Raw genomic sequence first — 22502 nt, forward strand, 5'->3', positions numbered from 1 at the left:
GGATCCGATGGCCCATGGCCGCGCGGCCCGGCCGCCGCGAAGCTCACCGTTATGTACGAGCAGCCGCCACCGGCCGATTCGGTGGCACTGACAGCGCTGACCGCCTGGCTGGACCTCAGCCTCGGCCGCTGCCTGCTGCGCCGCACCGGTTCGCCGGCAGCGGGGGTGCCCGGCTGGTCGGTGTCCGCACGCGACGTGCTCACCCGCCTCGGCTTCGCAGCAGCACCAGAGCCCGGAAACAGGGAATCCGGAAACGACGCCGCCGAGCGCCTCGCCGCGGCCGACGACCTGATCATCCGCACCCGGGCCGCCCTGCCGGCAGCGCTCACCCGGGTGGCCGCCGAGTTCACGCTCTCCGACACCGAACTGCGCCTGCTGTGCCTGGTGCTGGCACCCGAGCTCGACGGCCGGTACGGAACAGCAGTGGCCGTCCTCCAGGACGACATGAGCCGCCGCCGCCCGGGCCTGACCCTGCTGGCCGAGCTGATCCGGCAACCGGCCCTCACCGCCTGGGACCTGCGGTGCACCGCGGCCGCACGCATGCTCGGTATCGGCCTGCTGCGGCCCGCCGCCCCGGCCGGAACATCCGCCGTCGACGCCGGCCTCGCGCCGTCCCCCGCTGTCGTCGCCCTCCTGACATACCCGTCGGCGAGCGACGTCGCGCGGGCCGCGGCCGCGATCGGTGCCCGTCACCTGCCGCCCGTCGCCGGCGCCGAGCCCTCCGGGGAGGAAGCCGCCCTGGCGGCCCGGCTGCGGCCGGGCACCGTGCTGCGCCTCATCGACGCCGGGCCGTGGTTTCACCGGGTGGCCGCCGCCGCCGGCGTACCGCTGATCGACGGCGACCTCGCCACTGTGGAGCCCGGACCGGACCGCGCCGACGCCGTCACCGACTGGACGGTCCTGGGCCGCCTCATCGGCAGCGGCGTGTCCGTACGCCACGCCGGCCCGGCCGAACACGCCGCGCTCACCCGGGCCGCCGGCACCGTCCGGATCCTGGCCGTGGACACCGGCATCACCGCCGAACTGCTGCGCGCGCCACTGGTGACCATCAACCAGCGGGCCCACTGGTGGACCAGCGCCGCCGCCCGCGCGGACGCCGGGCTGTCCGCGGCCGGCATCCGGCGCCTGGCGACCACCGCCCTGGTCGAACCGGAGCAGATGGCCTGGGCCCTGTCCACTGTCGACCCGGGAGCCGCCGAGACCGTGCTCGCCCAGGTACAGCGAGCCGCCCGTGACCTCACCCGGGCCGCGCTGCCGGCCGGGGTCCAGCAGGTCGAACCCGCGTACGACTGGGACGACATCGTCCTGCCCGCGGCACTCGAAGACCTGCTGAAGGGGATCGCGGCCCACGTCCTGCACGCCGGCCGGGTCCTGCACGAATGGGGGTTCGCCGGGCGTCTGCCGTACGGCAACGGCGTGGTGGCCCTGTTCAGCGGACCCAGCGGCACCGGCAAGACGATGGCCGCGCAGATCATCGCGGGTGATCTCGGCGTCGACCTGTTCCACGTCGACCTGTCCCGGACGATCTCGAAGTACATCGGGGAGACCGAGAAGAACCTCGACGCGGTCTTCGACGCGGCCGAGCGCGCCGGCGCGGTGCTGCTCTTCGACGAGGCCGACGCCCTGTTCGGCAAGCGTACCGAGGTGAAGGACGCCCACGACCGGCACGCCAACGTCGAGGTCGCGTACCTGCTCCAGCGGATGGAGTCGTTCCGTGGCCTGGCGATCCTCACCACCAACGCGAAGCAGAACATCGACGGCGCGTTCGTCCGGCGCCTGCGGTTCGTCGCCGACTTCACCATGCCCACCGCGGCGGACCGGCGCGGCATCTGGCGCAAGGCGTTCCCGGACGACGCGCCGATCGACGCCGGGCTGAACCTCGACCCGCTGGCGAACCGGCTGCCGATCCCGGGCGGCAGCATCCAGAACATCGCCCTGCATGCCGCGTTCCAGGCCGCGGCGAACGACGGCCGCATCGACGCCGACGCCATCAGCACCGCGGCCCGCCGGGAACTCCACAAGATCGGCATGCTCAACGCCGAGCGGGATCTGAAGCCATGACCGCGACCGCGATCGCCGAGGTGACCGGTGTGCTCCAGGCGCGCCTGGCCGCCGCCGTCGAATCCGAGGTGTACGTCGGCCCGCCCAACGCCGAGGACGTCGGCAGCCGCAAGCTCTGCCTGTTCCTCTTCCACGTCGTCGCCAATCAGGCGATGCGCAACGAGCCACGTTTCGTGGCACGCCCCGGCGATCCGGACGGGCCGTTCACCGTCACCGAGGCGCTGCCGCTGGACCTGCGTTACCTGCTGTCGGTGTTCCGCTCCACGGGTGTCGGCGGCAACGGGCTGGCCGATCCGGAGGAGCTGGTCACGCTCGGCCGGGCGATCCGGGCTCTGCACACCCAGCCGTTCGTCAGGGAGGCCCGGATCAGCGTCGAGCCGTACTCGATGGAGGAGCTGAGCCGGGTGTGGGGGCTGTTCCCGCAGACGTCGTACCGGACGTCGATCGTCTACCTGGTCAGTCCGGTGACCGTCGAATCCGACCCGGAGACGCCCGGGCCGCCGGTCCTGGAGCACCGCTCCCGGCACGGGGTGATGCTGCCGTGAGCGACATCGTGTTCGAGCCGGGCCGTACCGACGTGGTGACCGCGGTGCTGCACCTCATCGACGGGCTGACCCGCCGGACCGTGCTGCGCGACGCCGAGGTGCACCTGGACACCGCCGGCCGCCGGGAGACCCGGCTGATCCGCAACCGCAGCGGGCTGTTCGTCCTGCTCAATCACCCGGCCGGCGAGGACCTGACATTTCGCGTCACGGCCGGGCGCGCCGGATACCGGGAGCCCGGCCCGATCACGTTCCGGCCGTCACGCGACGGCGTCCTGCGCGTCGTCGCGCTCGAACGCCGGGCCGACGCCGGCTTCGGCGACGTCGCCGTGCTGGTCCGCGGCACCGTGATCCGATCGGGCGGCGAACCGGGCGTACGGGAACCGGTGGCCGGCCTGACGGTCAGCGCCGAGCCCCCGCCGGAGGCCGCCGGTCGCCAGTTCCCGGCCACCACCGACGGCGACGGGGTCTTCGCCCTCGCCGTCGGCATCACCGTGGCCCCGCTCGGCGAGCCGGCGCCGGTACCCACCGTCCTGCACTTCGGCGCGGACCGGGACGTGGCGATCGACCTGGAACACGGCCGCGAGCACGTCTTCGCGGCGGACATCGACCTGGACGGCGACACCGTCCCGCGGTTCACCCACCAGACCGGAAGGAGCGCGCGGCCGTGACGGACCCCAACCGCACCGTGCTCGACAGCAGGGATCGACCAGCTCGCGACCGAGACCGACGACGCGCGCCAGCAGAAGGCGGAGAAGGACGGCGCGTTCATCGACAAGGAGAGCCGGCTCACCGCGCTGCGGACTGCCCAGCGCGACTTCGGCGCGAACCGGGACGCGTACGCGAGCGCCCACCCCGCCCTGGCGAGCGCCGAGCAGTCGTTCGCCGAGTTCCTCGCCACCGAGAAGGAGAGCCTGGAGACCCTGCTGGGCGACATCGCCCAGGACGTCCGGGACAAGGCGGACGCGCTCGACCCGAAACGCGACGAGCTGACCACCGGGGTCGGCACCGCGACGACCGAACTCCGCGACGCCGAGACGGCCCGCGATCAGGCCAAGGAGACGGTCCGGACCCGGGCCGGCCTGGCTGACGCGTACAAGAAGCTGGCGGCCTCGGTGAAGGCCCGGCACACCCGGCTGAAGTCGCTGCGCGACGAGATCGTCAAGGCCGGCGAGGCACGCCAGTACGCCCTGGCCTACCTGGTGCTGCACCGGGACTTCGAGCCCGCACTGACCGGTGAGCCGGCGCTCGTGGCTACCGGCGACCTACCGAAATCCCTGCTCACCGCCCTGACCAGCCTCGGCGACGCGGAGAAGGACCTCGCCGACAAGGAACGCACCGTCACCGCGAAGAAGGCCGCCCTCGACACCGCGAAGGCCGCCCTCGACGACCACACCAAGAACAGCGGGACCCGGCTGCGGCAGGAGATGAAGGACAAACCGGTGCCGTCAGCGCCGGCACCAGCACCGGCACCGGCATCGGCCGAAAGGAAGAAGTGACATGCCCGAGTACCTGGCGCCCGGCGTCTACATCGAGGAGATCGAACGGGGGCCCAAACCCGTCGAGGGCGTCGCCACCAGCACCGCGGCCTTCCTCGGCGAGACGCTGCGCGGACCGCTGCTGCCCCGGCTCGTCACCGGGTACGGCGAGTACGTCCGCTACTTCGGCGACATCTTCAGCGAGGACAAGTTCATGCCGTACGCGGTCAAGACGTTCTTCGACAACGGTGGCCGCCGCTGCTTCGTCACCCGCATCGCCGGCGCGAACGCGCAGACCGCCACCCGCGTGCTCGGCGACCTCACCGTCACCGCGCTCGGCCCCGGCGCCTCATACAACCAGACCTGGGTACGCGTGCTCGAAGGCTCCACCAAGGACGGCAACGGGAACCCGGTCGGGTTCCGCCTGCGCCTGGATTACTGGGCGGACCCGCGCAACGTGCCGGCCGACGCGGACGCGATCGCCACCGCGCCGGTGCTGCCGACCGTGTCGGAGGACTTCGACGACCTCAGCGTGAACCCGGCATCGTCCGCCTTCTTCGCCAAGCGGATCAACAACTTCAACTCGGTGCTGGCCGAGGTTTCCGCGCCGGAGAACCTGGCGCTGCCGCAGCCGGCCGCTGACCTGCTCGACGGCGGCACCGACGGCGACCCGGTGGTCGCGCCCCGCTTCGACGGCGACCCGAACCCGGACGCGCCGACCGGCCTGGCCGCCCTCGACCTCGACGAGTTCCGCTCGGTGGCGGTGGTGTACGCGCCCGGCTGCGACTACGCCACGGCGAACCTGGTGGTCGCGCACTGCGAACGCAACCGTTTCCGGATCGCCGTCGTCGACGCGCTGCCCGACCAGGCGAACGCCGCCCAGGTACTCCCCCGCGACCAGGTCACCGACTCCCGGTACGGCGCCTTCTACTACCCGTGGATCTACATCAGCGACCCGCGCAGCGGCATGCGCAAGAAGGTGCCGCCGGGCGGCGCGGTCTGCGGCATCTACGCGCGCACCGACGCCACCCGCGGGGTGTTCAAGTCGCCGGCGAACGAGGTGATCCTCGGCGCGATCGGCCAGGAGTACGACGTCAACCAGCGCACCCAGGATCTGCTCAACCCCCAGGGCGTCAACGCGGTCCGGCGCTTCCCCGGCCGCGGCATCCGGGTCTGGGGTGCGCGCACCATGTCCAGCGATCCGCTCTGGAAGTACGTGAGCGTCCGGCGGCTGTTCAACTTCATCGAGGCGTCCATCGACATCTCGACGCAATGGGTCGTCTTCGAACCGAACGACACCCGGCTCTGGGCGCGCGTCCGGCAGACCATCACGTTGTTCCTGCGCAGCCAGTGGCGTGAGGGCGCGCTCTTCGGCGACAAGGAGGAGGAGGCGTTCTCCGTCGCGGTGGGCCGCGACACGATGACCGAGCAGGAGATCCTCAACGGCATGCTGGTCGTCGAGATCGGCATCGCGCCGGTCCGGCCGGCCGAGTTCGTGGTCTTCCGGATCTTCCAGAAGACCCAGGAGGCCACCTCATGACCCAGCCCCGGCCCGACCCGCTGCGCAACTTCCGGTTCAGCCTGGAGATCGACGGCGTGACCCAGGCCGGTTTCTCCGAGGTCACCATCGGCGACCTGTCGACCGACCCGATCGAGTACCGGGAGGGCGACGAGATACCGACCGTCCGCAAACTCAGCGGCCTCACCAAGTACGCCAACGTCACGCTCAAGTGGGGTGTCACCGACTCGATGGAGCTGTCCGAGTGGCACCAGCAGGTCGCACAGGGCGGCACGCTGCTCGAGGAGATCCGCAAGACGGTTCTGATCCACGTCCGCGACGAGGCCGGCCGCGACCGGGCGCATTTCGAGATCACCCGGGCCTGGCCGTGCAAGTACGACCCGACCGACCTCAACGGCACCGGCAACGAGGTCGCCATCGACACCCTCGAGCTCTGCAACGAGGGCATCCGGCGGATCCCGTAGGAGGGGCGTCCCATGTTCGCCACCGAAGTCACGTTCACCCTGCCCAAGGGATACCTCGACGCGGACGGGGTCCTGCACGCCGACGGCGTGATGCGCCTCGCCACCGCGGCCGACGAGATCCTGCCGCTGAAAGACCCCCGGGTGCAGCAGAACCCGGCGTACCTGACGGTCATCGTGCTGGCCCGGGTCATCACCCGGCTCGGTTCGCTGCCGGACGTGAACACCAAGGTGGTCGAAGGGCTGTTCGCCAGCGATCTGAACTACCTGCAGAAACTCTACGAGGCCCTCAACGACGAGGACGGCGTCGCGGGGCGTGCGCCGGATTTCCCGCTGGTGGGCGACCCGCGATGAGCGCGTACCCGGTGGATCGGCTCTACGAGGAGATGGCGTTCGTCGGTTACCACCTGCACTGGTCGCACACCGAACTGATGTCCCTGGAGCACGCCGAGCGGCGGCGCTGGTGCGCGGAGATCTCGCGCATCAACAAGCGGCTCGACGGCACGCCCGCCAACCCCTTCGAAATCGCCTGAGGTGCCGCGATGGTCCGGCTCGATCCCTACCGGGGGTTCCGGTTCGTCGTCGAGGTCGACGGCACGACCGCCGGCGGTTTCCAGAGCGTGACCGGCATCGAACGGCAGACCCGCATCGAGCCTTACCGGGAGGGTGGCGTGAACGACTTCGAACACCCGATCGCCGGGGTGACCACCTATCCCCCGCTGGTCCTGCGCCGCGGCCTGGTCGACACCACCCTCTGGGACTGGCATCAGCAGGTGATCGGCGGTTTCGTCGCGCGCCGCACGGTCTCGGTGATCCTGCTCGACGACGTGCGCGCCGAGGCGTGGCGGTGGATCTGCGCGGATGCGTACCCGGCCCGCTGGACGGGCGCCGAACTGGACGCGCTCGCCGACGCCGTCGCCACCGAATCCGTCGAACTGGTCCACGCCGGACTCACCCGCCAATGAGATCCGGCCGTCTGCCGTCCCGGCCCGCACCCATGCGGGCCCGCTCCGGCACGCCCGCCACCCATCGGCCGTTCCGGCCTTCGCGCACACCGCGGCCTCTCACCCTGATCTTCCGGCTTCCGCCACCGCCGGTGCCCACCCATCACTGCGCCGACGGCACGCCGATCCAGGTGACACTCCAGCTCGCGGTGCGACTCCAGGTCGCGAACCACCTCCGCGCGGTGGTCCCGCTCCCTGCCCCACCCCACCCTTCACACCCCTTGGGTACGCGTGACCGCACGCGCCCTGTCCCGAACAGATCCCAACCGGACGGGCCCGCACATCAACCGCTGCTCGCCATGATCGCAACAGAGTGGCGAGCGACCACCCCTCCCGAGCCGGCTCCTCCCGCTCCCCCCGGCCGATCGTGGCAGGTGCCGCCCGCACATCGACCCCGCCTCGCCACGATCGCGGATGTCCGCCGGACGGCCGCGGCACCGCCACCGGGCGCACCCCCGAGCGCACCGCCCGGCTCGGCCACGCCGGGCAGATCGTGGCACGAACGGCCCGCCCGTCAACCACGGCTTGCCACGATCGCGGAAGGCCGGTGGGCGCCCGCGACACCGCCGCCGAGCGCGCCGCCCATCTCGGCCACCTCGGGCGGATCGCGGCAAGGATCGCCCTCGCGCCGGCCGCCACGTGCCACGGTCGCGGGAAGCCGGTGGGCGCCCGCCGCGAACGGGCCACCCACGCCGCTCTCACCGCTCTCACCGCTCTCACCGCTCTCACCGCCGAGCGCGCCACCCATGCCGCTCTCACCGCCGAGCGCGACACCCACGCCGGGGTCACCGCCCGCCTCGGGCCGATCCTGGCATGAACGGCCCGCCCGAAAACCACGGCTCACCACCATCGTGGGAGGCCGGCCGGTGGCTGCCGCCGGCCCGGTTGCCCGGGGTGGGGGCGGCGGCTCCGGCCGGCTGGGCAGGAGTGGTGCGCTCGGTTACGCGTACCCGGGGATGGTCGGGAAACCGCGTGGCGTGAGCCGCGTCGCGGAGCTGGAGCATCGCGGTGGCACGCGTCCGGGTCGCGACGTCATCCCGGCGCCGATGGTGCATCGCGGAACCGTGACCGGAACCGCGCAGCCGGCGCCGGTACGGGAGCACGCGGGGCGACCCGGCACACCCGCACGGCCGCCGATCGACATGGACGCGCTCAGCCGGGATCTGTGGCGGCGCTTCGACCGGCAGATGCGCATCGAGCAGCAGCGCCGGGGCAGGGGGTGAGCGGCGATGGCCCAGGAACTGGCGAAGGCGACAGTGACGCTGCTCGACGGGCGCGAGTCCGGACGAGAGATCACCGTGCTGTTCAACCCGGCCGAGTACAGCGTGGAGTACTCGGCGTCGTTCCAGGAGACGGCGGCGCCCGGCCTGTCCAACCCGATCCTGCAGTTCGTCAACGGCAACGCGCAGGTCCTGTCGATGGACCTGTTCTTCGACACGTGGACCAGCGGAAGCCGCGCGAACGTCATCGACGCGACCCGGCCACTGACCGATCTGCTCTCCATCGACGGGACCCTGCACGCGCCGCCGCGGGTGCGGTTCCAGTGGGGCGTCTTCCAGTTCGTCGCCGTGGTCGAGCGCATCTCGCAGCGCTTCACCATGTTCCGCTCGGACGGCACCCCGGTCCGCGCCACCCTCACCGTCACCTTCAAGCAGTACCGGGCGCTCGCCGAACAGCTCGAGGAGCCGCGCCGCAACTCCGCCGACAAGACGAAACGCCGGGTCATGGAATCGCACGACAGCATCTGGCTGATGGCCGCCCGCGAGTACGGCGAGCCGCGGTTCTGGCGGGTCATCGCACGAGCCAACGACGTCGACGACCCCCGGCGCATCGAACCCGGGCAGGTGCTGGTGCTGCCACCGCTCTCCGCTGACCAGCGACGGGAGGTGGACGATGCGGCTGGAACAGCTTGACGGCCGGCACGACGGCTTCTACGTGCCCGCGTTCACGATCCGGGTGGCCGGCGAGGACGTGCTGCACGATCTCTTCCTGGCCGTCACCTCGGTGACCGTCGACCTCAAGGAGAAGGCCGCCGCGCACTTCACCTTCACCGTGGCGAACGCGTTCGACTGGCAGACCCGGCAGTTCCAGGCCACCCGCCGCCGGCAGCAGGTCGACCTGCTGGAGCTGTTCCGGTTCGGCAGCACCGTCGAGATCGCGATGGGATACGGCGACCGCAGCGAGCTGACCCCGCTGCTGACCGGTCTGCTCACCGACATCACCACCGACTTCGGGGCGGCACGCGCGCCGGAGCTGACGATCAGCGGTTACGACGATCTCTACCCGCTGACCGTCGGCAAGGCCACCCGGCACTGGGAGAACAAACCGGACAGCACCGCGGTCCAGGACCTGGTCACCGCCGCCCGGATACGCGCCGACATCCGCACGACCACGCCGAGCAAGCCACGCATCGATCAGAACAACGAGTGTGAGATGTCGTTCCTGGTGAAACTCGCCGAACGCAACGGCGTCACCTTCTACGAGCGCGATCGCACCCTCTATTTCGGCCCGCGCCGCAACGACCTCGCCGACGTGGTCGAACTCGCCTGGGGGCAGGGCCTGCTCGGCTTCCGCCCCGAGGCGTCACTGACCGGCCAGGTCAGCGAGGTACGCGTACACGGGCGATCGGCGGACACCGGCGCCGCGATCGTCGGGCGGGCCCGGCGCGGCCAGGAGACCGGGCGCGACAGCCGAGCCCGCAGCGGTGGCGAACGCCTGGTCACCGCGCTCGGCACCGATCCGGTGCTCAACCTGCGGGCCGCTGTGCGTACCCAGGCCGAAGCCGACACCCGCGCCAAGGCGGTCCTCGAGGAACGGGCGCAGAGCTTCCTCACCGGCAGCGGTGAATCGGTCGGCCTGCCCGAGCTGCTGCCCGACACCAACGTCACCATCGGCGGGCTCGGGCCGGCGTTCAGCAAGACCTACTACATCGGCGCGGCCACCCACCGCATCGACGCCGGCGGTTACCGCACCACCTTCACCGTTCAGGAGACGACGGTCTGATGGACGATCTGTGGCACCGCGGCAGCGAAGCCGACCGCGAATCCGACGGCTTCCTCACCGGACTCGCGGTCGGCGAGGTCACCGACAACAAGGACCCGGACAACCTGGCCCGGGTCCGGGTCCGGCTGCCCTGGCACGCCGGCAGCGACACCAGCTTCTGGGCGCGGGCCGCCATGCCGATGGCCGGCGGCGGGCGGGGCACCTATTTTCTCCCCGAGGTCGGCGACGAGGTCCTGGTCGGCGCGGAGAACGGCGACCCGTCACACCTGTTCGTGCTCGGCGTGCTCTGGAACGGCAAGCAGCTCCCGCCGCAGGACAACGCCGACGGCACCAACAACATCCGCATGATCAGAAGCCGGTCCGGGCACACCGTCCGGTTCAACGACGACCAGGGCAAACCCGAGGTCGAGATCAGCCTCGCCGACGGCAAACGGATCCTGCTCGACCAGCAGAAGATCACCATCGACGACGGCAGCAACGACGTCACCCTCACCGCGGCTTCCGGCGCCATCGACATCAGCGCGGCGTCCCAGCTCACCCTCAAGGCGGCCACCATCGCCATCGAGGCGAGCGCCTCGATGACCGTCACATCCTCGGGAACGCTGACGATCAACGGCTCTCTCGTACGGATCAACTGAGCTCGCCCCCGACGGAAAGGAGACCGGTGATGGGCAACCCGGCGGCTCGCGTCACCGACACCACCAGCCACGGCACCCCGCTCAGCCCGGGCCCGGGATGCCCGACCGTGCTCGTCGGCGGGCGCCCCGCCTGGCGTGCCGGCGCCGACACCCACGTCTGCCCGCTCTCCGACGGCCCGAAGCCGCACGTCGGTGGTGTGGTCGCGGCCGGCAGCACCAGCGTGCTGATCGGCGGGCTGCCGGCCGCCCGGCTCGGCGACCAGGTCGTCGAGGCCGGCGCGCCCAACGCGATCGCGGCCGGCGAACCGACAGTGCTGATCGGCTGACCATGTCCATCGACGACACCGGACTGGGCCGCGAGTTCCTCGGCGTCGGCTGGGCGTTCCCGGTCACCGTGGAACCGGACACCGGCCGCATCGCCCGGGTGAGCTACGAGCAGGACATCGAGCAGTCCATCCTGATCATCCTGAGCACCTCGCGGGGTGAACGGGTGATGCGCCCCGGATTCGGCTGCGGCATCCACGACCTGGTCTTCGCGGCAGTCACCACCCAGCTGATCGCCCAGATCGAGGCCACCGTCCGCGAGGCGCTGCGCGAGCACGAGGCCCGCATCGACGTGCGGGAGGTCCGCGTCGGCACCGGCGCCATCGACCGGGGCCTGCTCGACGTGGAGATCCACTACGAGATCCGGGCCACCAACCAGCCCGGCAACGTGGTCTACCCGTTCTACTTCCAGGAATCGGCGAGCCGGTGAGCACCGGCGGAGCCCCTTTCACCGACCGGCGGCGGGCGGCGGCGCTGCGCGCGTACCTGCTGCGGCTCGCGCCGGCGCTCACCGCGGGGTGGGAGCCGACCGGCGACCGCGACGACTTCGGCTCGGCGCTGCTGGAGATCGCGAGCCGGCTGGCCGAGCAGACCACCCAGCGCCTGGACCGCACTGCCGAACGCGACGCGCTCGCCTTCTTCGACTTCCTCGGCCTGCCGCCGATGCCGCCGCGCGCCGCCACCGGGATCGTGGTGCTCACCCTCGCCGAGAAACATCCGCGCGCCGTGACCACCGCGCCACGCACCCAGATCAGCGCCGGCGAGGACGTCACCTTCGAGACGTTGCGGGGGCTGCGTGCCGTACCGGGGCGCATCGCCGACCTGATCGCCGTGGACCCCGCCACCGACCGCATCGAACCCGGACCCGGGCTGGTCACCTCGGCGGTGCCGCCCCCGGTGCGGCCGCAGGCCTATCAGGTCGCCGCGTTCGCCACCGCCGGGACCATCACCGTCCAGCTCGGCCCGGCAGCCGGGCTGGCCGCCGGTGACCTGCTACGCATCGACGGCCAGGTGTACCGGGTCGCCGGCACCGACGGGAACGGCCTGGTCACCCTGGACGACCCGCTGGCCGCCGCGGCGAGCGCCGGCACGGTGGCCGAGCGGGTCGACGCGTTCACGTCGTTCCTGCTGCGCGACCGGCAGCGGCACGCCTTCTACCTCGGCCACGCCGAGCTGTTCGACCTCGCCCAGCCGGCCACCGTGGTCGTCCGGTTCGCCCCGGCAGCGCTGGCCCGCGAGCTGACCGGCCTCGGCGTGACCTGGTCGATGTTCGGGGTCGCCGAGGACGAGAGTTCTCCGGCCTGGCACGACCTCACCCTCACCGGCGCGGGGGCCGGCGCTGGCGCCGGCTCGGGCTCCGAGATCGAGTTGCAGAAGTCGTGGACCGGCGCGATCGACGAGACCGAGGTCGCCGGGCGCAAGAACCGCTGGCTGCGTGCCCTGCTGCCCGGACCGGTGTCGCAGCCCACGAGCGCGTCACGGATCAGCCTCGCCGTCTCGTCCGCGACGACCCCGCCCGATCCCGCCGCCCCTGTTCCCGGCTCTGCCCCTGTTCCCGGCTCTGCCCCTGTTCCCGGCTCTGCCCCTGTTCCCGGCTCTGCCCCTGTTCTCGCCTCCGCGCCGGTCGAGGGCAGCCGGACCATCGTGCGGGCCGCGCACAACGGGACCCCGCTCTCCACCGCGCGCCGCTTCTACCCGCTGGGCCCCGAACCGCTGCGCTTCGACGTGTTCGCCCTAGCCGCGCCGGAGGCCCTCTCCAAGAAGGACGCCACCGTCACGGTCGAGGTCACCATGGCCGACGCCTCCCTGGTCAGCTTCCAGATCACCCCCGGCACACCGGACGACAGCGGGTACGGCGCCGGCGGCAACGGATATCTGCACCGGCTGTCCCGCGGCCCCGGCGGCGCCTTCCGCTGGCAGCAGCTGGACACCACCGGCGACGGCCGTCCGCTGCTGCTCGGCGGACCGCCCGCCGGCAGCGGGCTCCGCGGCCAGGCCGTCGACCTCGTGGTGATCCGCGACCGCGACGGCGGACTCTGGGCCGCCCGCGTGCTACGCCCCGCCGCAGCGGCCGCCGCCGTCGACAGCACCGGCTGGAGGGCCCTGCCGGCGCTGCCCGGCGCCGGCCCGCGCCCGGTCGTCGTGCCCACCTTTCCCGGCGTGGTGCTGTTCGACGTCACGCAGGCGGCACCACACCTGCTGCCGGTCGACGACTTCGGCCGGGCGATGACCGCCGCGTGGCAACCCGCCCCCGCCGGACCCGACCTCACCGGCGACTGGGTCGTCATCCCGGTACAGAACACCGGATGGCCGCACGCGCCGGCCGGCACCGGGCTGGACATCGTGGCGATCGACACCGCGGGCATGCTCTGGCTCGGCACCTCCGCCCTCGACGACCCGCTCAACCTCGCCTGGGAACCCCTCGGCGCCGCCGGGGTCACCGCCGCCACCGACGTACGCCCGGCCGCCACCCGGTACCGCGCCGACGGCGAGGACCGGCTGTGGGTCGCCTACACCGAGGCCGACGGTGACGAGCGCCGGCTGCGCGGAGTGATCCGGGCCAGCCAGGTGAACCAGCACGTGGCGGCTGATGACGGCGTCGCGGCCGGCACCACGCTGCACGCCGGACCGGCCACCGGCCTCGGCATCGGCGGGCACCCGGTGACCGCCGGCCTGCGCTCGCCCGGCGAAGCCCTGCTCTGGCTCGGCGCCGACCGGACCATGACCATCCCGCTGACCGGCACCACCAGCACCGGGCAGCCGCTGCTGCTCGGCGGGGCGGACGCCACCGAACTGGTCGTCCCGGTCACCGGGGAACGCCTGCTGCGTACCCCGGTCACCTTCCCGGTCGCCGATTACACCCTGCACGACGGCATCGAGCACACCGACCGCGACGTCGCCCACCACGCCGAACTCACCACCGACCCGCAGGACCCGGCCTCCTCCACCATGTTGCGGATCAAGGAGTCCGTCCGGATCAAGGACGGCAACCTGCGCGTCTACCAGATCGACCAGCCGCTGACCGACGCCACGACCGTCCGGCTGCTGCGCCTGCTGCAGCCCACCTCCACGCTGGTGCTCACCGGCAGCTTCCCCGCGGCCGGCGACCGGCGCCGGCTCCAGCTCGACGCCCGGGACGTCAAGTTCACCCGGGCCAGCACGGTCCTCACCGTCTACCGGCTGATCATCGGCAACGCCAGCTACCGGGTCGTACGGATCCGGGCCGGCCGTGTCGCCGAACTCGATCAGGACGTCGCCGGTTCCGATCCGGCGCCCGTCTACCTGCCCGCCGAGCAGCAGCGCGAGGCCGCGGCCACCGGCGCCGACCGGCGTACCCTCGCCGAGATCGGCATCGACGCGGTCGCCGGGCCGCCCGCCGGCCTCGACTTCGGACCACCCGCCGGCCCCCGCGTCCAGCCGATGCTGCTGCAGGAACGCAACGGCGGCACCGTCTGGGCCCGGCTGGGCGAACCCTGGGCAAGCCCGCCGCCCGATCAGGGCCGGGTCGTCGTCCTCGGCCCGCCCGACCAGCACACCTTCCTCGTGGACGCGTTCCAGCGCGGGTACCAGAACCCCGAGCTGTCCTGGGAGTTCTTCGACGGGCGCGGCTGGCGCCCGCTCGAAAAGGACTTCGCCGACAGCACCCAGCACCTGTCCACCAGCGGCCAGATCACCTTCACGGTGCCGGGCGACCTGCGGACCAGCGAGATCGGCGGGCAGACCGATTACTGGATCCGCGCCCGGCTGATCGGCGGCGACTACGGGCGGCCCCAGTTCGTCGTCACCGAAACCCCCGGCGCCGGCGGTGTCACCACACAGACCATCACCGTCGACACCAGCGACCTGCACCCACCGGAGATCCTCGCCATCGAGGCCACCTTCGTGCTCGACGACCGGATCGCCCCGCAGATCGTGCTGGTGGAGAACAACCTCGACATCCGCGACGAGACCGCCGCCGCGGCCTCGGCCGCCGCCCGCTTCGACCTGTTCACCGGTGCGTCCGCGGTGGCCGGCGAACGATCCCTGTACGCCGGGCTGACCGTCTCGCCCGGCGTCGAACCGGTCACGCTGTTCGCCGACACCGACGACCAGGACGGCGACACCGCACTCGTCGCCGACCTGCGTACCCCGGACGGCTGGCGCACGCTGCCGGTCGACGACCGGACCCGCGCCCTGCGCCGCCGGGGCCTTGTCACCGTGACGTTCGACATCGCCCCCACACCGGTCCGGCTCTTCGGCCGGGAACGGATCTGGCTGCGCCTGCGCCCGGCCGCCGACGGCACCGCCACCGGCACACCGTGGGCGCCGGTCGTGCACCGGCTGCTGCTCAACGCCGCCCCGATCACCCACGCCCGCACCGTGCCCAGCGAGATCGTCGGGTCGAGCCTCGGCCAGCCCGGGCTCACCCTGCGCCTGGCCGAATCACCGGTCCTGCCGGACAGCGTCGAGTTACGCGTACGCGAGGACCTCGACGCGGAGGACCCGGCCCGGCTCACCGTCGTCACCGACCGGGAACGCTTCCCCGGCAGCTGGGTGCTGTGGCAGCGGACCGACAGCCTGGCCGGCCACGACGGCGGCGCCCGCGTCTACCTGCTCGACCCAGCGATCGGCGAACTGCGCTTCGGCGACGGGCGCACCGGGAAGATCCCACCGGCCGGGCGCGACAACATCCGCTGCTTCCGGTACCAGCAGGGCGGCGGCGCCGGCGGGAACCTGCCCGCATGGTCGCCGGCCCGGCTCATTTCCGCGGTCGAGGGCGCCGACACCGTCGTGCTCCCGGTCGACACCGCAGGCGGATTCAGCGTCGCGGCCGCCGAGTCGCTGCTCGCCACCGCACCGCACCGCCTGCGGCACGCCGGCCGGGCCCTGACCGTCACCGACGTCGAAGCCCTCGCCGTCGCCTCCTCCTCCGACATCGTCCGGGCCCGCTGCGAACGCCCGGACCGGCCCGGCGACCCACTGCGCGTCACCGTCGCGGTCCGCGGCCGCGACCGCTGCCCACACCCCACCCTCGCCCAGCGCGACGCCGTCGCGACCGCCGTCCGCGACGCCGGCTGGGGCGGGCTCACCCCGGATTCGGTACGCGTGACCGGCCCGGCCTGGACACCCACCACGGTCGCCGTCGAGCTCACCGCACCCGGCGACCGGCTCGCCGAGGTCCACACCGGCGCGCATGCCGCCCTGCTCGGGTTCCTCGACCCGGTCACCGGCGGCCCGGACGGCACCGGCTGGCCGTTCGGACGCCACCCGACCCGCAGCGACCTGATCCACGCGCTCAGCCAGGTGCCCGGCCTGGACAGGATCACCGGCGTCACGGTCACCCCGCCCGGGCCGCTGCCCGCCGACGCGCTGATCTGCACCGGCGCGGACAGCATCACGGTCGCCGTCACCGCCGAGGAGGCCACACCGTGACCGATCCGACCAGCGCCGTGACGCCCGCCCTCGACGACATCGCCTTCGATCAGCTCGTCGAGCGCTCCCGCGCCCTCATCCCCCGGTACGCCCCCGACTGGACCGACCACAACCTGCACGACCCCGGCATGACCCTGATCGACCTGTTCGCCTGGATCGTCGACCAGCAGGTCTACCGGGCCGGATTCGTCGGCGGACGCCACCAGCGCGCCTTCGCCGCCCTGCTCGGCAGCCACCCGGACGGCCCCGCCGCGGCCACCGGGATGATCTGGCCGGACCGCCGGATCGCCGCGGCACGGGAACTGGCCGCCGGCACGGCAGTCACCTGCCCGGCCCACCCCGACCTGGGCTTCGTGCTCGACCGTGACCTCTTCCTGCCTCCGGTCACGATCACCGGCGCGGTGCTGTCCACCCCGGCGGGCCCGGTCGTGCTCCCGCCGCCGGGTCCCGGCAGTGGCGCCCTCGTGCTCGGCTCCACGCTGCGCCTGCTCTTCGACGGACCACTCGGCTCCGCGGACCGGGAACGCCACGTCGCGCTCGGCTTCGACCTGCTCGCACCGCCCGGCGAACCACCCGCCACGACCGGCCGCCCCTGGGGCCCGGTGCGGTACGCCTACCGGGCCGGCGACCCCGGCCCCGACTTCGACGCCGACTTGGACTTCGACTTCGTCGATGCCGCTGTCGTGCACGACGGCACCGGTGGCCTGTCGCGCAGCGGCGTCGTCGTGCTGGAGATCCCCCGGCAGGCACCGGCGGCCGGCAGCCGCCTGCGGATCTCGATCCAGCACGGCCTGTTCCCGGCACTGCCGCAGATCCGCGACGTCCGCGTCAACGTCCTGCCGCTCGTGCAGCGCGCCCACCTGCCGCGTGCCCGGTTCGACCAGCTCGGCACCGGCCTGCCGGACCAGGAGATCCCGTTCGACGCGACCGGGCTCGTACCCCCGCCGGACCGGCCGCACGGGCCGGCCCTGGAGATCGACGTCGACGGCGAACGCTGGCACGAACAGCCCGGCCTGACCCGGTCCGGTCCCGGCGACCCGCACTACGTGCTGCGGCCCGGCCGGATCGTCTTCGGCAACGGCGTGAACGGGCGCCGGCCCGCCGCCGGGGCGCAGATCGCGCACACCACCCTGGCCCGTACCGCCGGCCCGGCCGGGAACCTGCGGCCCGGCCAGCGCTGGACGGTGCCGGCACTCGACGAGGACGGCGCCGGGTACGGGCGCAACCGGCACGCCCTGGCCGGCGGCCGCAGCACCAGCGCCGCCGCCGAGGTGACCGGCGCGGCCCGTGACGCCGCCACACGACGAGCCGCCCTGCTCACCGACGAGGACCTGGCCCACGCCGCGCTGAGCCTGCCGGGAATGGCCGTGCAGCGTGCCCACGTCCTGGCAGGACACGACCCGCGGCTGCCGGGAGTGCTGGTCGCCGGGGCGCGGACCCTTGTGGTCGTACCCCATCAGGAGGCCGGCCCGGCAGGGCCGGGAGCCGACCGGTGGGTTGCCGCGATCGCGGCCCGGCTGGAGCCACGGCGGGTGCTGGGGGAACGGCTGATCGTGATGCGGCCCGTCCTGATCGGCGCCGACCTGCGGATACGGATCGTCGCACGGCCGGGCACGGTCGCCGCCGATGTCGAGTCCGCCGTCGAACAGGCCCTGCGCGACCATCTGTCACCGCAACGCCGGGCCCTCGGCCGCGAACTGACCGCGGCCGAGGTCACCGCCGTCGCCGCCGCCGTGCCGGGCGTGGCCGACGTGCCACTGGCCCGGATCGCACCGGCCGGCTCCGGCACCTCCGGGCCCGTGCCCGCACCACGCCACGGCCTGGTCACCGCCGCCGCCATCAGCGTCACCACCGGCACGGCGGGAGGCTGATCGCGTGCTCGTCGACTTTCATCAGGCCGCGCACTGGCGGGCCGGCGTGCGGCACAATCTGAGCGCCCAGGGTGACCGGCTGGTCGTCCCCGGACCGCTCGGCGTCGAGCCGCTGCCCGGCACCGGGCCCGCCGACGCAGGAGCACTAATCGCCGACACCGGGCACGGCATGCTCTGGCTGCGGCCACACACCCGCGAGCTGATCCACCGCACCCCTGCGGCCGTGGTCGAGCGCGGCATCCTGCACGGACGCGGACCGGCCCGGCGCTTCGCCGCCGGGCGCACGATCCTGTGGGTGCTGGCCGGGAACCGGCTGGACCGCTACGACGCCTCCACCCTCCAGCGGCTCAGCCCGGCCGAACTCACCCCGCGATGGTGGGTCGCGGACCTCGTCGCCGGTGGCGACGACGACGTCTGGCTGGTCGCGACCGGCCCGGGCGGGCGCTGGCGGCTGCGCAACCTGGACCGCTGGGGCCGGCCGTGCCGGGACCCGATCGATGTCAGCGACGCCGGACGGTACCTGCGATTGGCCGCCACCGCCGACCGGACCCGTCTCGTCCTGATCGACCCGCTCGAATCCAGCGCCGCGCTCGTCGTCAGCACCCGCGACGCGGCCACCACCGCGATCAGCCTCGACCCGGTGCACCACCACCGGCCCACTTTGCTCGCCGCCGGCGCGCGCATCCACCTGCTGACCAGCCTCGACGCGGCCGGCACCACCGTGCACCAGGTCGTCGACCCGGACAACGGGCAGATCGACGACCACCAGGAACTACGGGTGCCGCCCTCGCTCGGCAGCCCGCGGTCGCTCACCGGCACGCTGCTGCTCGGCTGCACCCGGGGTCTGGGCCGGATCGTCGCGCGCGACTCCGCACCGGACCGGCAGTCCACGTTCATCACGCCCGCGCTGCTCGCCCCCGCCGGGCCACCCGCCGGATGGAACCGGGCCGAGGCCGACGTGCTGCTTCCGGCCGGCACCTCGATGGAGCTGAACTGGGCATCCACCAGTGATCCGGTCCTGGCCGCGCGGGCCGGGCGGCTCCTCGCCGGACCACCGGCGGCCGGGCTCGCCGACGACCTGGACGCGCTGCTGCCGTGGCATCCGGCGCCGATCAGCTACCCCGGCGGACACAGCGATGACGTCGAACGGCTCGCGATCTCCCTCGACGCCGTCGAGCACGGCACGCTCTGGCTGCGGATCAGGCTGCGTACCCCGCCGGGGCGTACCCCGCCGCAGCTCGTCCGCCTGCGGGCCGGCCACTCGCTGCCGGGATACGCCGGCGAGCTGCCCGCGCCGTACCGCGACGATCCGCGTACCGCCCCGCAGCTCGGACGCATCCTGGCGCCCTACGAGGTGCTCTTCGACGGCCTCGACGAGAAGCTCGCGGGGCTGCCGGACCGGATCGACCCGCGGACCGCCCCCGACGACTGGACCGGATATCTGCTGGGCTGGCTCGGTTTCCCGCCGCTCGGCGACCTGCCCGCCCCGATCCGGCGCGAGCTGCTGCGCCAGGCCGGGAGCATCCTGGAGCTGCGCGGCACCCGCGCCGGCCTGGAGCTGCTGCTCGACCTGGTCACCGGCGGCCGGGCGACGGTACGCGACTCCGCCGACGACCCGCCCTGCTGGGTGCTCGGACCGCCGGCCGCCGACGCCGCCGGTGCACCGCCGGCCCGCCTCGGCCACGACACCCTCGTGCTGGCGCAACAACCCGGGCCGGCTCGCGCCGGGGCCATCGTCGCCGGCACCACGCGGCTCGGCCACGGTTGCCCCGACCCGGCGCGGCTCACCGCCGAACGTGCCTCGCTGGTCACCGTCGAGCTGCACCGGGCGCGTGCGGTGGCGCCGATCGTCGAACGGCTGCTGCCCTCGTTCGTCCCCGCACACTGCCGGCTCCGGGTGGTGCACACCAGCGGGCCCGGAACCGGGCTGCGCCTGCGCAGCGACGACGACTGGCCGCTCGGCACCAGCACCCGGCTCGGCTACTGGCCGCTCGCCGCACCGGATCTGCCACCCGCCGTCCTCGACTCGGGCGCCCCGCTCAGCGCCGGACCCCGGCCGTCATGAGCGTCATAGGAAGGATCGAATCCGTGCACAGCACCGACCTCGACCGGAGCGCCTGGTCACTCCGGCCGCATTTCACCCCCCGGCAGGCACTCACCGCCGAACAGCTCAACGCCGGCCTGGACGACGAGACGGCCCGGCAGCGGCTTCTCAACCAGGCAATACATGGGTACGGGGTGGTCCTCGGCCTGGGCCTGGTGACCGGCGACGACGGCTACCTCCACCTGCACGACGACTGCCTGGAGGTGACCGCCGGCCTGGCCCTGGACCGGCACGGGCGAATGCTCTACTGGCCCGGCGGCCGCCTGCACCTCGACGACCTGGCCGGTCGGCCGCCCCGGCAGGAGGGCCACTACACCCTCTCCGTGCACTACGCGGCCCGGCCGCCGGCCGGCGACGACTGCCCGCCGGTGACCGAACGTTCCCGCTGGCGGGCCGAAAGCGTGGTCTTCACCCTGCGCCGGGGCTGCGACGACGCCGACCGGGGCTGCCCGCACCACCCGCGCGGCGCGTGCGTCGGCCGCGACGAATACCTGTGCCGGCGTACCGGCGGGCGGCCCGGTGACCTCGACGACACCGTGGCGGTCAGCGACGACGTGCCGTGGCTACGGCGGCGCCCGGGCCGGCTGGTCCCGGCGCCCGACGACGACTGGGTGTACGACCCGGACGGCGAGGTGGCCGTGCCGCTGGCCTGCGTGCGGATCTGCGATCTGGCCAACCGGCACGCCGGCGAGCACGACCACGACAACGAGGCGGAGGGCGGGTACGCCGGGCACGGCCACGAGCCGGGGCACGGCTACTGCCCGGTGCAGCCCGGCTCCTGCGAGGTACGCCCGTTCGTCTACCGCAACCCGCTGCTCTACGAGCTGGCCGACGGCTGTGACGTCCGCCTGCCCCGGGTGAACGAGATCTCCTGGCAGGACTGGATCGACGACGGCTGGCCGGCGAAGGTGCCGTGGGCCGATTTCCGGGAGCGGATCGAGGAAGGCCTGGAAATCCGGTTCAGCCGGCCGGTCCTGGTGAGCACCCTGCACGAGGCGAGCGTCTTCCTGACCGCCGTGGTCGCGCACCCCGACGTCGACTACGGCGAACCCCGCCGGGTCCCCACCGGCTGGCAGGGGTACGACGGCGAGTGGCGCCCCGGCGTCGAACCGATCGGCGTCGACGAGGACCTCGCGTGGGGCGTACGCCTGCGACCCGCCGATGACTGGCTCGACGCCGAGGTGCGTGGCCGCCGGTCCAACCTGTTCGAAGGGGCGCATTTCGAGCTGACCGTCCGGGGCCAGCTGCTGCGCGACGAGTGCGGCCGGACACTCGACGCCCGGCCGGTCGGTGCCCGCGGACCCCGCGCCGCCCGGCCCGGCGGCGACTTCGTGTCCGTCTTCCAGGTCGCCGCGCGGCCCGCCGCAAACTACTGAGATCGGAGCAAGACCATGAGAAAGTCTCGACGCGGCGGCACCATGCCCGAGCCGGCACGGCCCACCGGCATCGACAGCATCCGGTTCCGCGACGGCATGATCGTGACCGCGGAGGACCTGGACACCGCACAGCGGTACGCGGTCGCGTTGCTGGAAACCGTGCTGCGCGCCTATTTCGGCTGCGGCGTGGTGTGCGGGCTGGACCTGCGCATCAAGAAGCCCGCCGGGAAACGGCAGTCCTCGGTGCTGGAGGTCGGGCGGGGCGTCGCCATCGACTGCCGCGGTCTCCCCCTTGAGCTGTGCAAACCTGTCGACCTCGACCTGAGCCCGGACGCCTGCGGGTACGCCGAATCACCCGGCACGGTCGTGATCCTGCTGCGCCGGGTCGTCCCGCCGGAGAACCCCGGCGACGACTGCCGCCGCGTCCCGGAGCAGGTGATGGTCAAAGCCGTCAGCGAGGAGGAGCTCGACGCGCTGCCCGGCGACGTCTACCGCGCCTCGGAGAAGCGCGACTGCGCCGGGTGCGACGCCGGGACCTGCTGGATTCTGCTCGGCAGCGTCGAACTCGACGCCGACGGGACGTTCGCGAAGGACACCGAACCGGACCTGAGCGACCGGGCCTGGGTGAACCCGCTGCGCCCGGCGGCTCCAGCTGCCCCGGCGGCTCAGGCGGCTCCGGCGGCTCCGGCGGCCGGGGCCTAGACCGGGC

General features: G+C 73.1%; 21 protein-coding genes. All 21 read left to right on the forward strand.

The window, feature by feature from the left end:
- The first annotated feature begins 51 nt into the window (after positions 1–51).
- Positions 52–2061, forward strand: a complete 2010-nt coding sequence (locus B0I29_RS23110; protein WP_220091393.1) for an AAA family ATPase — start codon at positions 52–54, stop codon at positions 2059–2061.
- The gene (locus tag B0I29_RS23115; protein ID WP_111651143.1) at positions 2058–2606 is read left to right on the forward strand and encodes a Pvc16 family protein; all 549 of its coding nucleotides are present in this window, start codon (positions 2058–2060) and stop codon (positions 2604–2606) included. The genes B0I29_RS23110 and B0I29_RS23115 overlap by 4 nt, the downstream gene beginning before the upstream one ends.
- The gene (locus B0I29_RS23120) at positions 2603–3274 is read left to right on the forward strand and encodes a hypothetical protein (RefSeq protein WP_111651144.1); all 672 of its coding nucleotides are present in this window, start codon (positions 2603–2605) and stop codon (positions 3272–3274) included. Before B0I29_RS23115 ends, B0I29_RS23120 begins: the two co-directional genes overlap by 4 nt.
- Positions 3275–3718: 444 nt before the next feature.
- Positions 3719–4102, forward strand: coding sequence for a hypothetical protein (locus B0I29_RS23125; protein ID WP_111651145.1), 384 nt, complete (start codon positions 3719–3721; stop codon positions 4100–4102).
- Between the two features lies 1 nt (position 4103).
- Complete coding sequence (locus B0I29_RS23130; RefSeq protein WP_111651146.1) at positions 4104–5621, forward strand: phage tail sheath family protein; 1518 nt, start codon at positions 4104–4106, stop codon at positions 5619–5621.
- Entirely contained in the window at positions 5618–6064 is a 447-nt protein-coding gene (locus B0I29_RS23135) for a phage tail protein (protein ID WP_111651147.1), read from the forward strand. The genes B0I29_RS23130 and B0I29_RS23135 overlap by 4 nt, the downstream gene beginning before the upstream one ends.
- Positions 6065–6076: 12 nt before the next feature.
- The gene (locus B0I29_RS23140) at positions 6077–6415 is read left to right on the forward strand and encodes a hypothetical protein (protein ID WP_111651148.1); all 339 of its coding nucleotides are present in this window, start codon (positions 6077–6079) and stop codon (positions 6413–6415) included.
- A complete protein-coding gene (locus tag B0I29_RS23145; protein ID WP_111651149.1) occupies positions 6412–6594 on the forward strand; it encodes a DUF6760 family protein in 183 nt (60 codons plus the stop codon). The genes B0I29_RS23140 and B0I29_RS23145 overlap by 4 nt, the downstream gene beginning before the upstream one ends.
- Positions 6595–6603: 9 nt before the next feature.
- Positions 6604–7026 carry a phage tail protein gene (locus B0I29_RS23150; RefSeq protein ID WP_111651150.1) on the forward strand — a complete coding sequence of 141 codons (423 nt, stop codon included), beginning with the start codon at positions 6604–6606 and terminating at the stop codon, positions 7024–7026.
- A gap of 586 nt (positions 7027–7612) precedes the next feature.
- Positions 7613–7882, forward strand: a complete 270-nt coding sequence (locus B0I29_RS23155) for a hypothetical protein (protein ID WP_111651151.1) — start codon at positions 7613–7615, stop codon at positions 7880–7882.
- A 49-nt stretch (positions 7883–7931) separates the two neighbouring features.
- The gene (locus tag B0I29_RS23160) at positions 7932–8288 is read left to right on the forward strand and encodes a hypothetical protein (protein WP_111651152.1); all 357 of its coding nucleotides are present in this window, start codon (positions 7932–7934) and stop codon (positions 8286–8288) included.
- Between the two features lie 6 nt (positions 8289–8294).
- Positions 8295–8978, forward strand: a complete 684-nt coding sequence (locus B0I29_RS23165; protein WP_111651153.1) for a CIS tube protein — start codon at positions 8295–8297, stop codon at positions 8976–8978.
- A complete protein-coding gene (locus B0I29_RS23170) occupies positions 8959–10068 on the forward strand; it encodes a phage late control D family protein (RefSeq protein WP_111651154.1) in 1110 nt (369 codons plus the stop codon). The genes B0I29_RS23165 and B0I29_RS23170 overlap by 20 nt, the downstream gene beginning before the upstream one ends.
- Positions 10068–10706 carry a phage baseplate assembly protein V gene (locus B0I29_RS23175; protein WP_111651155.1) on the forward strand — a complete coding sequence of 213 codons (639 nt, stop codon included), beginning with the start codon at positions 10068–10070 and terminating at the stop codon, positions 10704–10706. Before B0I29_RS23170 ends, B0I29_RS23175 begins: the two co-directional genes overlap by 1 nt.
- A gap of 29 nt (positions 10707–10735) precedes the next feature.
- A complete protein-coding gene (locus tag B0I29_RS23180) occupies positions 10736–11032 on the forward strand; it encodes a PAAR domain-containing protein (protein ID WP_111651156.1) in 297 nt (98 codons plus the stop codon).
- A 2-nt stretch (positions 11033–11034) separates the two neighbouring features.
- Entirely contained in the window at positions 11035–11460 is a 426-nt protein-coding gene (locus B0I29_RS23185; protein ID WP_111651157.1) for a GPW/gp25 family protein, read from the forward strand.
- Complete coding sequence (locus B0I29_RS45885; protein ID WP_181557940.1) at positions 11457–16442, forward strand: hypothetical protein; 4986 nt, start codon at positions 11457–11459, stop codon at positions 16440–16442. The genes B0I29_RS23185 and B0I29_RS45885 overlap by 4 nt, the downstream gene beginning before the upstream one ends.
- The gene (locus tag B0I29_RS23190) at positions 16439–18313 is read left to right on the forward strand and encodes a baseplate J/gp47 family protein (RefSeq protein ID WP_181557941.1); all 1875 of its coding nucleotides are present in this window, start codon (positions 16439–16441) and stop codon (positions 18311–18313) included. Before B0I29_RS45885 ends, B0I29_RS23190 begins: the two co-directional genes overlap by 4 nt.
- Positions 18314–18317: 4 nt before the next feature.
- Positions 18318–20378: a hypothetical protein gene (locus B0I29_RS23195; RefSeq protein WP_111651159.1), complete on the forward strand. Its 2061-nt coding sequence runs from the start codon at positions 18318–18320 to the stop codon at positions 20376–20378.
- Positions 20379–20401: 23 nt separating this feature from the next.
- Positions 20402–21793 (forward strand): hypothetical protein, encoded by a 1392-nt coding sequence (locus B0I29_RS23200; protein ID WP_111651160.1) that lies wholly within the window; start codon positions 20402–20404, stop codon positions 21791–21793.
- 15 nt (positions 21794–21808) lie between these two features.
- Entirely contained in the window at positions 21809–22495 is a 687-nt protein-coding gene (locus B0I29_RS23205) for a hypothetical protein (protein ID WP_146616865.1), read from the forward strand.
- Positions 22496–22502: the final 7 nt, after the last annotated feature.

It is taken from the genome of Actinoplanes lutulentus (genome assembly GCF_003259845.1).
Classification (GTDB): domain Bacteria; phylum Actinomycetota; class Actinomycetes; order Mycobacteriales; family Micromonosporaceae; genus Actinoplanes; species Actinoplanes lutulentus.